General features: G+C 61.6%; 11 protein-coding genes. 5 read left to right on the top strand and 6 right to left on the bottom strand.

Annotated features, from left to right (window positions below):
• Nucleotides 1-36 precede the first annotated feature (36 nt).
• The 4 genes from ACEWFR_RS06165 to ACEWFR_RS06150 all read right to left on the bottom strand — a co-directional run bounded on the left by ACEWFR_RS06165 (nt 37) and on the right by ACEWFR_RS06150 (nt 3,929).
• Nucleotides 37-492, bottom strand: a complete 456-nt coding sequence (locus ACEWFR_RS06165; RefSeq protein ID WP_374060203.1) for a hypothetical protein — start codon at nt 490-492, stop codon at nt 37-39.
• Between the two features lie 512 nt (nt 493-1,004).
• Nucleotides 1,005-1,619 carry a rod-determining factor RdfA gene (rdfA, locus tag ACEWFR_RS06160; RefSeq protein WP_374060202.1) on the bottom strand — a complete coding sequence of 205 codons (615 nt, stop codon included), beginning with the start codon at nt 1,617-1,619 and terminating at the stop codon, nt 1,005-1,007.
• 247 nt (nt 1,620-1,866) lie between these two features.
• Nucleotides 1,867-2,631, bottom strand: a complete 765-nt coding sequence (locus ACEWFR_RS06155) for an IclR family transcriptional regulator (protein WP_374060201.1) — start codon at nt 2,629-2,631, stop codon at nt 1,867-1,869.
• A gap of 134 nt (nt 2,632-2,765) precedes the next feature.
• Complete coding sequence (locus ACEWFR_RS06150; RefSeq protein ID WP_374060200.1) at nt 2,766-3,929, bottom strand: acyl-CoA dehydrogenase family protein; 1,164 nt, start codon at nt 3,927-3,929, stop codon at nt 2,766-2,768.
• 456 nt (nt 3,930-4,385) lie between these two features.
• On the opposite strand from ACEWFR_RS06150, the gene ACEWFR_RS06145 reads away from it, so the two are divergent.
• The 4 genes from ACEWFR_RS06145 (at nt 4,386) to ACEWFR_RS06130 (ending at nt 10,883) form a co-directional block, all read left to right on the top strand.
• Nucleotides 4,386-5,429 (top strand): TAXI family TRAP transporter solute-binding subunit, encoded by a 1,044-nt coding sequence (locus tag ACEWFR_RS06145; RefSeq protein ID WP_374060199.1) that lies wholly within the window; start codon nt 4,386-4,388, stop codon nt 5,427-5,429.
• A gap of 64 nt (nt 5,430-5,493) precedes the next feature.
• The gene (locus ACEWFR_RS06140) at nt 5,494-7,866 is read left to right on the top strand and encodes a TRAP transporter permease (RefSeq protein WP_374060198.1); all 2,373 of its coding nucleotides are present in this window, start codon (nt 5,494-5,496) and stop codon (nt 7,864-7,866) included.
• Between the two features lie 103 nt (nt 7,867-7,969).
• A complete protein-coding gene (locus ACEWFR_RS06135) occupies nt 7,970-9,580 on the top strand; it encodes a long-chain fatty acid--CoA ligase (RefSeq protein WP_374060197.1) in 1,611 nt (536 codons plus the stop codon).
• Nucleotides 9,581-9,743: 163 nt separating this feature from the next.
• Nucleotides 9,744-10,883 carry an acyl-CoA dehydrogenase family protein gene (locus ACEWFR_RS06130; protein ID WP_374060196.1) on the top strand — a complete coding sequence of 380 codons (1,140 nt, stop codon included), beginning with the start codon at nt 9,744-9,746 and terminating at the stop codon, nt 10,881-10,883.
• Nucleotides 10,884-11,069: 186 nt separating this feature from the next.
• Here the strand turns inward: ACEWFR_RS06130 and ACEWFR_RS06125 are convergent, their stop codons facing one another.
• Together ACEWFR_RS06125 and ACEWFR_RS06120 are read right to left on the bottom strand one after the other, a co-directional pair.
• Nucleotides 11,070-11,237, bottom strand: a complete 168-nt coding sequence (locus tag ACEWFR_RS06125) for a hypothetical protein (RefSeq protein ID WP_374060195.1) — start codon at nt 11,235-11,237, stop codon at nt 11,070-11,072.
• Between the two features lie 97 nt (nt 11,238-11,334).
• Nucleotides 11,335-12,471: an acetyl-CoA C-acyltransferase gene (locus tag ACEWFR_RS06120; RefSeq protein ID WP_374060194.1), complete on the bottom strand. Its 1,137-nt coding sequence runs from the start codon at nt 12,469-12,471 to the stop codon at nt 11,335-11,337.
• 238 nt (nt 12,472-12,709) lie between these two features.
• Here ACEWFR_RS06120 and ACEWFR_RS06115 point away from each other — a divergent pair, with 238 nt between their 5' ends.
• A complete protein-coding gene (locus tag ACEWFR_RS06115) occupies nt 12,710-13,594 on the top strand; it encodes a 3-hydroxyacyl-CoA dehydrogenase family protein (protein ID WP_374060193.1) in 885 nt (294 codons plus the stop codon).
• The last annotated feature ends 140 nt before the right edge of the window (nt 13,595-13,734 follow it).

The raw sequence follows: 13,734 nt of genomic DNA, 5'->3' as shown, positions 1-13,734 counted from the left end.
TGCGGGTGCGCCAGAACTGACTGACAGGAGTTCGTCTTAGGTGTCCGACGACAATCGTTCGAAATCGGGGTCGGGACAGCCGTTCGGTTTCGACGGAACGCGTCGGTAGGCGTGTAATTCGCCGTCGGTGGCAGCGCTCAACAGGATGTCGTTCGGTTCGATCTCGTCGAACCGATCGACCGGTAGCACGAGTTGATCGACGACAGCCTCGCCGTCCTCGAGCAGGAGGACGACGTGGTCTCCGTCGACGATCCGGTCGACGACGCCGATGTAGAGATCGGTTCCGTCGAGGACATCGCCGATTGCGACGTCGGCCGAGGACGAACCACGGAATGGCGGTCGCAGTCTCCGGGAATTCGATGGGTGATCCGGTCGATCAGGCGTTTCACCGGTGCTCGCACCGGCAGTCGTCACTGCGGCGATCGTCCCCGCAGTGAGCGCACCGAGCATTCGAAGGACTGTCCGTCGCGATCGTCGGGGTTGGTCCGACATGCCCCTGTTGGCCGCGGATTGTCTGATAAACCCTCGGTCGAGTCGGGTCGTCCCGCCCGTCCGGTCAACCGAACCCGTCCGTTGATGATGTGCACCGTTCATAGAAGTATATCAATTCTACTACTTCGGAGAACTACTAAGCAATAGTATATATTAGCCATTCTGTTTCGAGGTGTCACAGTACGTGGCTAAAACGTACAGAAACCCGCGTTTTCGCCACTTATCTGAATTTTAAGAACGGGGATGAGGACCGAGCGATAATTCACGCAGAATTTGAGAGAATCCGGTTAGTAACGTTGTGCGAGCGAGTATATGGGATCTCAGTGAATCAGAGTATACGAGTGGGGCCGGTTACCGCATCCTAAAATCATAATATTTCCATATATGGCAGATAGTCGAGGCAGATTCGGAATCTGCTCGAGCAGTACCGGAGCGAACCGGGAAACGCGGCGGGACCCATAACAGGAGTACGATTGTTATGGTTTCCGAGCGATCACCGGCTCGCGGGGACGCTACTGCTCGCCGCACTCGCAGGCACCAGTTTCGAGCAGCGTAGCGACATCGTACTGTCGGCCACAGTCCTCACAGAGGACCTGCAGGTCGGCGAGAACACGGTATGAGCCGAGTTGCAGATGGTCGGTATCCCGCAGTCGAGCGAGTTTGCTTTCGGTCACGGCGACCGTCCGCTGTCGGAGGCCCTCGATCGTTCTGGACTCCGACTCTCGAGCGTCTTCGTCGGGTTCCGGAAGCGACGCGTCCCGGTGACCTGTGAGATACGATCGGATCGCGCCGTAGGAGACGAACTCCGCTCGAACCGTCTCGACGTCGACCCCCGCTCGCTCGAGTCGCCGTCTGGCTGCAGTTTGCTCGCCGCGACTCCCCTCGGCTCCATCGAGAAGGGCGTACAGGCGGCTGACATCGTCGGTGATTGTCTCGACGTCGGCATCGTCGAGTGCGGCCCGAAGGATTCGTTCGTTGAATGATTCGGCGAGCGCTCGCAGACTCGTTCGGTTCTCGGGATGGGTCCACCGTGCCTCGAGTTCGTCACCGGCTCCCTCGAGGTCGTATTTTCGGATGAGGCGCAGAACTTTCGGATCCGGTCCGGGACCTGTCGGCTGATGGTTCATCGAATGGACTGACCCGAAAGACGAGGAAAGTCGTTTCGGTGGCAGACGGTCTTCGTTTCAGTGTACGGAACGAGCCGTTTGTATTTCGGATGTTCCGTTCCGTGGACCGGGAGAGACGATGCGTCTCTGCCGCTGGGCGATCTCCGTTTTCGCTCCGTCCGATCGTCGTTTCGTCGAATGAAATATCGGCGTTGATCGAGAGCCACGTGTGCCGGTTGAGTCCTCGGTCGGCCGATCGTGGCGGCCGTCAGCCGTACGCGAGCGTGATTCTGATCTCGCCCGCCTTATCCCGAAGCCGGGTCGGGAGCTCATCGTGAACGTAGTCGTCCGTGAATCGGCTGGTCGGTCCGAAAACGGCCAGCGATCCGAGGAACTCGTCGTCGGGCGTGTAGACGGGAACGGAGACACCGCGGAGTCCGTCCATGTGTTCCTGATTGTTCACCGCGTACTCCCGGCCACGGATCCGCTCGAGTTCGTCGAATAGCGCGTCGGGATCGGTGATCGTGTTCGATGTGATCGCCTCGAGTCCCACCTCCTCGATGTAGCGGTCGACTGCGGCGTCGTCCCACTCTGCGAGAATGATCTTGCCCGAGGCCATCGAGTGGAGCGGTCGCCGGTGGCCGATCATCGTGTTCGAGAGACTGCCGTAGCGGTGGACGTAGACGGCCTCGTCGTCCTCTTCGACGATGAACACCGCTCGTTCGTCGGTCTCCTGGCCGAGTTCGAACACCGCTCGTTTGGCGGCCGTGTAACCCACTTTCCGGGAACGGGCCTGCTCGCCGAGTTCGACGAACCGGAAGCCAACGTAATACTTCCCGTCGCGCTCGATCACGTAGCCCATGTCGGTGAGCGTCTGCAGGTGGCGGTAGACGGTACTCTTTGGGAGGTCGGTCCGCTGCGTGAGAGCCGCGATCGTGACCCCTTCCTCGGCTTTGAGCGCCTCGAGGAGTTCGAACGTCTTTCGCGTCGTCGAGACGCCGACGGTCTCGGTCTCGTCCCGATCCGTGTTCATATCCGATACTGTTCGCACGCCGCAATCAATGTTCCGGATACTGGGACAGAAGTGTTGGCAGGCGGGACGGTCGTCCCTGAGTTCGAACTCGAGTCGGAGAGAAAAAGCGCGGTTCGAATCGTCGACTCGCGTCGCTACTGGTAGGCGGGGATACCGGTGAACTCCTCGCCGAGGACGAGCGTATGGATGTCGTGGGTTCCCTCGTAGGTGTAGACCGTCTCCATGTTGGCCATGTGGCGCATCGGCGAGTAGTCGGTGGTGATGCCGTTGCCGCCGATCATTTCGCGGGCGATCCGGGCCTGATCGCGTGCCGTGCGCACGTTGTTCCGCTTGGCCATCGAGACGTGCTGTGGTCGCATCTCGCCGCGCTCTTTGAGTTCTGCGAGGCGGTGGGCCAGCAGCTGGGCCAGCGTGATCTGGGTACCCATCTCCGCGAGCTTGCGCTGTTGGAGCTGGAACCGGCCGATCGGACCGCCGAACTGGTCGCGGTCTTTGGCGTACTGACGGGCCTCCTCGAAGCAGTCTCGAGCAGCGCCGATTGCGCCCCAGGCGATGCCGTAGCGGGCCTGCGTGAGACAAGACAGCGGCCCCTTCATGCCCGAGACGCCGGGAAGAACGTTCTCTTCGGGGACGTGGACATCGTTCAGGCCAATCTCGCCCGTGATCGACGCACGCAGCGAGAGCTTCTCGGTGATCTTGTTCGTCGAGACGCCGTCGCGGTCGGTCTCGACCAGAAATCCGCGGACGGGGTCGTCCTCGGCCGACTTATCACGCGCCCAGACGATGGCGACATCGGCAATCGGCGAGTTCGTGATCCACGTCTTCGAGCCGTTCAGCACGTAGCCGTCACCGTCGGCCGCCGCGCGGGTCTCCATCGCCGACGGGTTCGAGCCGTGTTCCGGCTCGGTGAGGCCGAAGCAGCCGATTGCCTCGCCTTGCCCCATCGCGGGCAGCCACTCCTCCTTTTGCTCCTCGCTCCCGTAGGCGCGGATCGGGTACATGACGAGCGCCCCCTGGACCGACGCCATCGAGCGCAGCCCCGAGTCGCCGGCCTCGAGTTCCTGCATCAGGAGCCCGTAAGCCGTCTCGGAGACGTTCGGCGAGCCATAGCCCTCGAGATTGGGGGCGTAGAAGCCGAGTTCACCCATCTTCGTGATGAGCTCCTTCGGGAACGTCCCGTTCTCGAAGTGTTCGCCGATGTCGGGTTTGACGTGCTCTTCGACGAACTCCCGGGCCGTGTCCCGGATCATCCGCTCTTCTTGGTCGAGGTCATCCTCGAGCTGAACGAAATCCAGCATACCTAGACCTATGGGAATGGCACAATAGGTATTGCGATACAGGGTGTCACGTAATAATCGACGTGGAGACACGATATTTCGTTTCTAAGCAGCGATCGTAGTACCATTATCTACCACCCAGGCAGCCGATTTTCGTCCGAACCGGACGTGCCATCTATTGGATGTTTGTGTTGACCACAGCTTCACGAATCGGGCCGTCTTGCTAGGTAGATAGATTGAGGAACCAACCGATATCTCCTTCTTACGACCGATAACGAGAATTAGTCATTCTTCTAAATAACATATTTAATTTAGGTAGTAGGAATTATGACAATCTCAATTACATGCTATACACTATTCCTTAGAATTATAAAGATGTCTGTAGAATAATATTTTCATATTCGTATATTGTTGGATATAATAACCGTCTTTTCAATAGCGAAGAGTATATCACCCACGGATGTTAATGAGGATATTATGTCTGAAAGTAGTGGTGACATTAGCCGTCGGCGAACGTTCTTGAAAGGAGCTACTGGTGCACTTGGCCTCACAGCACTGGCAGGATGTTTTGAAGACTCTGGAACCTCTGTGGAGACGGTACCAGGAGAGGACGGTGAAATGATCATGACCACGTCGACGGAGACGACATCGGCGTACAGCATGAGTCAGGTCATCGCCAACGCAGTTACGCAGAACTCCGATCTCGATGTCCAAGCTCGTCCGAGCGAGGGAACCAACGCCAACATCGGTCGCCTCCAGAACGACGAGTCGGACATCTCGTACATCCAAAACTGGACGGCGAGCAAGATCGCGAACGGGGAAGATCCCTTCTCCGATCTGAGCTATCAGCCACAGCAGGCGTTCCATCTGTACGACCTCGCGTGGTTCCTCTGTTCCGGCAATGACGGCTGGACGAACATCTCCGACATCGGGTCCGGCGACCGCATCTCGCCGACACCGCGTGGATCCGGGACTGCAGAGATGCTCGAGTACGCGCTGAGCTTCGTCACGGAGGAATACGAACGCGTCAGCATGGACTATGGCGAGCAGGGCAGTGCGATGAGCGAGGGGCGCCTCGACGCAGGGGCCGGGACGTTCATCAACGGCAGCGTCGAGCCGGGATGGCTCCAACAGATGAAAGGGACGGTCGACCTGCGACTACTTCAGTGGTCCGACGACGTCGTCTCGGAGCTCGAGGAAGATCCCGCCATCATCATGAACTCGGTCGATACGACCGGAATGGACAACTATGGCTACGCGCCGGACACGCTGAATACGCCCGGCCTGTCGTATAACTTCGTCGTGCGCGATGACTTCAGCGACGAGACCCTGACGTCGTTCTTGGAGACGCTCTGGGAGCAACGCGAGAGACTGGGCGAGGACAACGCCCTTCTCGGCCCGATGTCCGACGGAGAGCACTTCACGATGAACGGATACACAACCATCCCGTTCCATCCGGCCGCAGCCGAATTCTACCAGGAGAAGGGCGTCTGGAACGACGAGTACGAAATCGGAGAGTGAACTGCTTCGTCGATCACCCTCAGCGTCCTAATACACATATCGGACACCCCTGTTTCACATTATCATGAGCGAAACATCAACCGACACGGAGGAACCACACCCGCGGGAGGCGTTCGCCGACTTTCGACAGCGCCCGGCTGTCGAGCAGGTCCTGTTTGGTATCATCACTTTCATGGCCGTCCTGCTCACCTTCGGGACGCTCGTCTTCGCGTACGTCCGCCCGATCGTCCGAACGAAGTTCGCAGTCGCCTTCTTCGGCGTCGGGATCAGCCTCTACTACCTCTCACAGGCGCTGAAACTGATAGAGAACCGCACTGACGAGAGCGCGAGAAGTTCCTTCACGCGCATATTGAGCGACAGGCAGTTCGGCATCGTCAGAGGGATTGACGCAGTCGTCTGTCTGATCGCCGCCGGGGCGGGTCTAGGCGTGGGCTACTACGTGTATACGGAGTTCTTCCGGCTGTCACGCGATGCCATCGTATTCGGCTTCAACAATACCGATCTCTACGTCGGCCTCGTCATCATTGCGCTGACTATCGATGCGACGCGTCGCGCGTACGGTTGGTCGATCTCGCTGGTCGCACTGGCATCGGTACTGTACGCGCTGTTCGGCGAATCGATGCCCGGATTCCTGTCCCACCCGGGGTTCAGCATGACGGACGTCGTGACGTTCGGCGCAGTTCGAATCTCCGGGGTTTTCAGCTTCATCATGGAGGTCGGTGCCACCTGGGTGGCCATCTTCATTATGTTTGCGGGGCTGGCCCGGGCCTACGGTGCGCTGGATTTCATTCTCGATGCCGGCCAGAAAATCGGGAACAACCTCCGGAGCGGTGTCGTCCACGTCGCCGTCATCTCCAGCATGGCGATGGGGTCGATCACCGGTAGCGCCGCGGCCAACACCGCGACCACCGGTTCGTTCACGATCCCAATGATGAAGCGCCAAGGCGTCCGCTCCGACTACGCGGCCGCCATCGAAAGCGTCGCGTCTTCGGGCGGGCAGATCATGCCCCCAGTTATGGGCGTGGCTGCCTTCCTGATGGCGGACATCATCGGCGTCTCCTACGTCGAAATTATCCGTGCGGCCCTTATCCCGGCACTGCTGTTCTACTTCAGCGCCGGTATCGCGGTCCAGTTCGCCGTGTTGCGCTACGGGTGGGTCACTGAGGACGTCAACGAAGGCGGCATCCTCGGATCGCTGTTCAGCGTCAAGGCGTTGACTACGACGCTCTACTTCGCCTTACTCTGCGGGACGTTCTACGTCCTGCATTCGGTCCTCTTGTTCGGTCTGCTCCTCTCGGCCCCTATGACCGCCGTGGTCCTCCTCGGCGCTCGCCTGCTTCAAGCGATAGCGTCCAGCAATGGGAGGGAGACAGTGTTTGGCGAATTTGTCGGCTCTCTGGTGCGATTCTTCAACGGTGGACACTTCGGCATCCCGATGGCGGTCCTGCTGTACACCCTCGTGGTTATGCAGCTCTCGCCGATGGCCGCGGGGCTCTACACCGTGATAACCATGATCGGGACGATGTTCGTCCGCGACCAGTTGATACTCGTCGGGACGAGGTTCTTCCCCGAGCAAGTGAATCGCGGTTCCACCGCCGAACGCACCAGCGGTGATGAGACGTCAAGTCTCCTCGAAGGAATCGCCGTAACATCGTTCCGGACGCTGTACACCACCCTCAACGGGTTCCGGAAGGGGGCAATGGACATGGCGCCGCTCGTGGGCGTTCTGGCTGCGATGGGACTCATCATCGCTATGCTCACCCAAACCGGACTCACCTCCGTAATCAGCGTCAGGATGGTGGCGCTGGGTGGCGGCGTCCTCGTAGTCGTCCTCCTGCTGGCGATGATCACGAGCATCCTGTTCGGACTGGGAATGCCAACGCCGGCCGCCTACATTCTGGTGGCGACGCTCCTGACTGCGCCGCTGCAGGACCTCGGCGTCACCGAGATTACGGCCCACCTGTTCGTGTTCTACTTCGCGATGCTGTCAGCTATCACACCGCCCGTCGCAGTGGCCGTAGCCGTCGGCTCACGAATTGCCAACAGCGGGTTCATGACGTCCGCCAAGCAAGCACTACGCATCGGTGCTGCTGGGTTCCTCATCCCGTTCGCGCTGGTCGCCAACGACAGTCTCGTGAACTGGTCGTGGACGGCTACACCGGTCGCGACGTTCGCCGTGTTCGCCGGCGTTCTCGCGCTAACAGCCACCACTATCGGATACAACGGTCGAAACGTACTCAGCCTCCCCCAACGGTTCGCGTACCTCGTGCTGGCGTTCGCGGCGATGTACGCCCCCGCCACGAGCGTCGTCATTGGAAACAGCATGGCGACGATGGTCCAGGTGGCCGCGGCAATCCTCACTCTCGGCAGTCTCGGACTTGCCCACCTCAACCGGTCACCAGCCACAACCGTGTCACCCGCCAGAAACGACGACTGACCGGCCTCGTCGGCCACTCGATCCCAGTTCTTCGAACAACCGAAGTAAATGGAATTCGCGAGTAACAATCCTTTTGAGTCGCCCTGACAACAATACGCAGGGTATGACAAATCTTGTGACGGACGTCGCCGAGACCGTCGAGGAACATCCGGACTCGGCCGCGATCGCGTATGAGGGGACGGAACTGAGCTACGAGGAGTTCTGGGAGCGAACCGGCCAGTTCGCGCAGGCCCTCGAGAACCGCGGAATCGGCGAGGGCGACCGCGTCGGGATCTACCTGCCGAACCTGCCGCAGTTCGTCACGGCCTTTTACGGCACCCTGCGTGCCGGCGGGATCATCGTTCCGATGAATCCCCAGTACAAGGCTCGAGAGATCAGCCACATGCTCGGCGACAGCGGGGCCAAAGCCGTCGTCGCGCTGGCCGATCTCGTTCCGAACGTCCTCGAGGTACAGGACGACACCGAGGTCGAACAGGTGATCAGCGTGGGTGCGGACGTCGAGGGGGCCACCGAGTTCGACGACTTCCTCGCCGACGAGACGAAGGACATCGTCGACCGCGCGGACGACGACATCGCGGTCCAGCCCTACACGTCGGGGACCACCGGCACGCCAAAGGGCGTCCTCCTCACGCATCACAACATCGGCTGGACGACGCGAGCGAACGCGGATGTCCCGCCAGGCGGGTTTCAGGCCTCCGACCGGCTCGTCGGCACCCTGCCACTGTTTCATATCTACGGCATGTCCGTCGTCATGAACGGCGCGATGTACAGCGGCGGCACCTACTACCCCGTCTCCGAGTGGGATGCTCCGACCGTGATGGACCTCCTCGAGGACGAAAATATCACGATCATGTTCGGCGTGCCGGCGATGTTCAACGACATGATCAACCAACCCGACGCCGAGAGCTACGAGTTCGAGGCGCTTCGCTTCGTCAACTCCGGCGGCTCGAGCCTGCCGATCGAGGTCTTAGAGCGCTTCGAGGAGCTGTGGGGCGTCGAGCTCTACGAGGGGTACGGGCTGACCGAGACGAGCCCGGTCACCCACGCCAACCGCGGGGACGCTCGCCGGAAGGGGAGTATCGGCCGGCCGCTCGAGGGCGTCGAGGCGAAGATCGTCGATAGCGCGGAACGAAGTTCCGCTGACCATTCGGGCGGCGACGAGCCGCCCGAAGACGAGGACTTCGAGGAGGTCCCGCGCGTCGAGGAGGGGCCGATCGACGAGGAGGAGGCCGCGATCCACGATATCACGGGCGAGCTCGTCATCCACGGCCCCAACGTGATGAAAGAGTACTACGGACTGCCCGAGGCCAACGACGAGGCCTTCACGTACGAGGACGGCAAGCGCTGGTTCCACACCGGCGACATCGGCTACTGGGACGAGGACGACTTCTTCTACGTCGTCGACCGCGAGAAGCACATGATCGTCACCGGCGGCTACAACGTCTATCCGCGAGAAGTCGAGGAGCTCCTCTTCGAGCACCCCGACGTAGCCGACGCCGCCGTCGTCGGGATCCCGGACGAGCGCCGCGGCGAGACCGTGAAAGCGTTCATCGTCCCGACTCCCGACGCCGAGGCGACCCCCGAGGACATCAAGCAGTACTGCCTCGAGAACCTCGCGGAGTACAAACACCCCCGCGAGGTCGAGTTCGTCGAGGAACTCCCGCGGACGACGACCGGCAAGGTCCAGAAGTTCGAGCTCCGCGACGAGTCGTAGCCGGTTCGAAAGCGGCCTGCGGGCGGTTCGCGACGGAACCTGCCGTTCCACGAGACGAGCGGGCCCCGAAACTTCCTTAACAACGTTAGAACGTGGTCGGCGATACCTTGCAACTGTTGAATATATCGAAGCTATTTTGGTACCGGCACACGTTCGGTGATGCATGGCATTCACCCTGTCCGACGAACACGAGGCGATTCGCGACGCCGTCCGCGAGTTCGGCGAAAACGAGATGGTACCGGTCGCCGAGGAACATGACCAGGAAGGGAAGTACCCCGAGGAACTCCGCAAGAAGGCCGCCGAGTACGACTTCGTCGCACCGAGTATCCCGCTCGAGTACGGCGGTGCCGGGATGGACAAGATCGCCAGCACCATCGTCACCGAGGAACTCTGGCGTGCCGACCCGGGAATCGGTTCGGCCATCGGGAGTGCTGGCTTCGGCTCGAACATGATCATCGAGTTCGGCGACGAGTGGATGAAAGAGGAGTGGCTCCCCAAGATCGCAAACGGCGAGATTGCGTCCGTGTCCATGATCTCCGAGCCCGCCCACGGCTCGAACGTGGCCGGCATCGAGACGCAGGCCGACAAGGACGGCGACGAGTACGTCGCCAACGGCAACAAGATGTGGATCACCAACGGGACCGTCGCCGACGTCGGCGTCCTCATGGCCAAGACGAACCCCGGCGAGGGCCACCGCGGCATCACCGCCTTCCTCGTCGACATGGACTGGGATGGCATCAAGACCGAGAAGATCGACAACAAACTCGGTATCCGCGCCTCCGACCTCGCCGAAGTCATCATCGACGACGTGCGCATCCCCGAGGAGAACGTCATCGGCGAAGTCGACAAGGGCTTCTATCAGTTGATGGAGTTCTTCGCCGCCGGCCGGACTAACGTCGCCGCCCAGGCAGTCGGTGCCGCCCAGGGTGCGCTCGACGCCGCTATCGAGTACGCCAACGAGCGCGAGCAGTTCGACCAGAAGATCTCCGAGTTCCAGGCCATCCAGCACAAGATCGCCGAGATGGCCACCAAGGTCGAGGCCGCCCGCTCGCTGACGTATCGTGCGGCGACCCAGGTCGAGCAGGAGAACCAGGACATCGCCGCGCAGTACTCGAGCATGGCGAAGTACTTCGCAAGCGAGATTTCGGTCGAAGTCGCCGACGAGGGCATTCAGGTCCACGGCGGCTCGGGCTACGTGACGGACTACCCCGCCGAGCGCTACTACCGCGACGCCCGCATCACGAAGATCTACGAGGGTACCAGCGAGATCCAGAAGAACATCATCGCCGACCAGATCCTGTAATCGGGCTCCGCTCGAGGACGGATCCGATACGCGAATATCTCGGTATTTTTGCAGTCCGCTACCGGATAGCTGGCACGCTTTTTCAGGGCCACGGCTCCCTATTTCGGCCGTTGAACTTGTACTCGAGGACGGATTTGAATTCTGCAGAGAACGCTGTCGGAAGGGGGACGCGACGGGACTCGAGACCTAGTCCATCACACGGGTTCGAGCCTCGAGCGGAGTCTGCTCGAGCCGACCCGACCGCTCCGGCACGCGGAACTCGACGGCCGCGCCCTGCCACGTCCACCGGTTGTCTCGGTCGTCGCTTGCGCTCACGGTCGTCCCTCCCGTTCGCATCCCGCAGTTCTCGCTCACTTCGTCTGCTCACGGCACGAAGTGCCGTTCGCACGGTATGCGGGACCAGAAGTCCCGCACTATTCGCGAAGAGACCAAAACGGCTAGTTCGACCGCCTCAGTCGACGTTGAACTCGACGGCCGCGCCTTGCCCGTAGCCGACGCACATCGTCGAGAGGCCCAGCCCGCCGCCCCGGCGCTGGAGTTCGTGGATCAGCGTCACGGGGAGGCGCGCGCCGGAGGCACCCAGCGGGTGGCCGATGGCGATCGCCCCGCCGTTGACGTTGAACCGGTCGTCGTCGAAGCCAAGTTCGTCCCGGCAGTAGATCGTCTGACTCGCGAAGGCCTCGTTGAGTTCCACGAGGTCGTAGTCGTCGGCCGACCGGCCGTTTCGCTCCCAGATTCCGCGGACTGCCGGAACGGGCCCGATCCCCATCACCGTGGGGTCGACGCCGGCGACGTTGTGATCCTCGATTTCCGCCATGATCTCGAGGCCCCGCTCCTCGGCGAACTCCTCGCTCGTGATCAGGACGCCGGCAGCGCCATCGGAGACCTGCGAGGCGTTCGCGGCGGTGACGGTGCCCGCTTCCTCGAAGGCGGGCGGCAGACCGGCGATCTTTTCGGCCGTCGTGCCGGGACGGAGCCCCTCGTCCTCGGTGACGATCCCGTCGTCCGTTTCGATGGGGACGATTTCGTCGTCGAACCTGCCGTCCTCGGTCGCCTCGACCGCGCGCTGCTGGCTCCGGGCACCGTACGCGTCCTGTTGCTCGCGAGAGATGTCGTACTCTCGAGCGACCGTCTCGGCTGTCTGGCCCATCGCGAGCCCGGCCGCATCGTACTGTTCCGCGATGCCGGCGTAGGAGTCGATCCCCTTCCGGCGCTCGTTGCGAGACATGTTCTCGACGCCGCCCGCGACGATGACCTCGCGCTGGCCCGCCCGGATGGCGTCGCTGGCGCTCATAATCGCCTCCGCCGAGGAGGCACAGAGGCGGTCGATGGTGGTGCCCGGGACTCCCTCGCCGAGATCGGAGAGGAGGGCGATGACCCGCGCAATGTTGTTGCTCTGTTCGTTGACCTGCTTGGCACACCCCCACCGGATATCGTCGACGTCCTCGCCGGAAAGTCCCGTTCGCTCGAGCATCTCGTTTACTAACGGCACCGAGAGCTCTTCGCTCCCGGTTTCGGCGTAGATGCCGCCGTGTTTCCCCTGCGGAGTCCTGACTGCCTGCACGATGACTGGCTGGCTGTCGCTCATTGGTAGTGAGTGGCTCGCGCTCCGGAACTAAAGTAGCTCCGTTCTTCGTCATTCGACTGTGCATCCGTGGTTCAGTTAGCGACCAACGAGGGACTGGACTCGTGTACAGCACAGCGCGAATACGTCGCAGTGGCGCGTGGACTACCGTCTCGAGCAGAGCGATTCACGGTCCGGAAGCGTACTGACGGCGTTTGTTCGAAAGGGAACGCTTTTGATAGTTTCCCCAGTGTCTTCACGTATGCAAGTCACGGTTCTCGGTGCGGGGAGTATGGGCCACGGAATCGCACAGGTGTCCGCGAGGGCGGGCAACGACGTCGTGCTGCGCGACATCGAGGCGGAGTTCGTCGAAAACGGCCTCGAGGGGATCCGAGACAACCTCCAGGGCGGCGTCGACCGGGACAAGATCAGCGAGGAAGAGATGGAGGAAACCCTCGAGCGCATCGAGGGGACGACCGACCTCGAGGAAGCCGTCGCGGACGCCGACCTCGTCGTCGAGGCGGTGCCCGAGGACATGGACCTCAAACAGGGGGTGTTCGCGGACATCGAAGCGGCGACCGACGAGGACACCGTCATCGCCTCGAACACCTCCTCGCTGTCGGTGACCGAGATGGCCAGTGCGCTCGAGCACCCCGAACGCGCCGTCGGGCTGCACTTCTTCAATCCGCCGCATCTCATGGACCTGGTGGAGATCGTCATCGCCGAACAGACGGACGAGCGCACCGAGGAGTTCGCCGTCGACTACGTCCGAGACATCGAAAAGGAAGATGTCGTCGTCCGGGACACGGCCGGCTTCGCCACCTCGCGACTCGGCCTCGCGCTGGGACTCGAGGCGATCCGGATGGTCGAACAGGGCGTCGCCAGCCCGGCCGACATCGACGAGGGGATGGAAATCGGGTACGGTCACCCGATGGGACCCCTCGAGCTGACCGATCACGTCGGACTGGACGTGCGCCTGCACATCGCGGAGCACCTCCGCGAGGAACTGGGCGAGCGGTTCAAGCCGCCCCAATCCCTGCGCCGGAAGGTCCGGGCGGGCAACCTCGGCAAGAAAAGCGGCGAGGGCTACTACGTCTGGGAGGACGGCGAGCGCGTCGGCATGAGCGGCGAGTGGGGCGACGAGTAGACTCAAGCCCGACACCGATGGATCGAATCGCCTCGAGTGATGGCGACGGAGCCAACAGCCGAAACCGGGGGCGGAATCGACAGCCGAAATCGGAGTTAAAGCCGCCCTCGAACGCCTGCTCGCGGTAACCCCTACTAGTT

This window comes from Natrinema sp. H-ect4 (assembly GCF_041894845.1).
Taxonomy (GTDB): Archaea; Halobacteriota; Halobacteria; order Halobacteriales; family Natrialbaceae; genus Natrinema.
This window is presented reverse-complemented; position numbering and strand designations above follow the sequence as displayed.

Coding starts and splice junctions, on each gene's coding strand:
- ACEWFR_RS06165 (WP_374060203.1), bottom strand. CDS start 492: ATGTCGGACCAACCCCGACGATCGCGACGGACAGTCCTTCGAATGCTC.
- rdfA (WP_374060202.1), bottom strand. CDS start 1,619: ATGAACCATCAGCCGACAGGTCCCGGACCGGATCCGAAAGTTCTGCGC.
- ACEWFR_RS06155 (WP_374060201.1), bottom strand. CDS start 2,631: ATGAACACGGATCGGGACGAGACCGAGACCGTCGGCGTCTCGACGACG.
- ACEWFR_RS06150 (WP_374060200.1), bottom strand. CDS start 3,929: ATGCTGGATTTCGTTCAGCTCGAGGATGACCTCGACCAAGAAGAGCGG.
- ACEWFR_RS06145 (WP_374060199.1), top strand. CDS start 4,386: ATGTCTGAAAGTAGTGGTGACATTAGCCGTCGGCGAACGTTCTTGAAA.
- ACEWFR_RS06140 (WP_374060198.1), top strand. CDS start 5,494: ATGAGCGAAACATCAACCGACACGGAGGAACCACACCCGCGGGAGGCG.
- ACEWFR_RS06135 (WP_374060197.1), top strand. CDS start 7,970: ATGACAAATCTTGTGACGGACGTCGCCGAGACCGTCGAGGAACATCCG.
- ACEWFR_RS06130 (WP_374060196.1), top strand. CDS start 9,744: ATGGCATTCACCCTGTCCGACGAACACGAGGCGATTCGCGACGCCGTC.
- ACEWFR_RS06120 (WP_374060194.1), bottom strand. CDS start 12,471: ATGAGCGACAGCCAGCCAGTCATCGTGCAGGCAGTCAGGACTCCGCAG.
- ACEWFR_RS06115 (WP_374060193.1), top strand. CDS start 12,710: ATGCAAGTCACGGTTCTCGGTGCGGGGAGTATGGGCCACGGAATCGCA.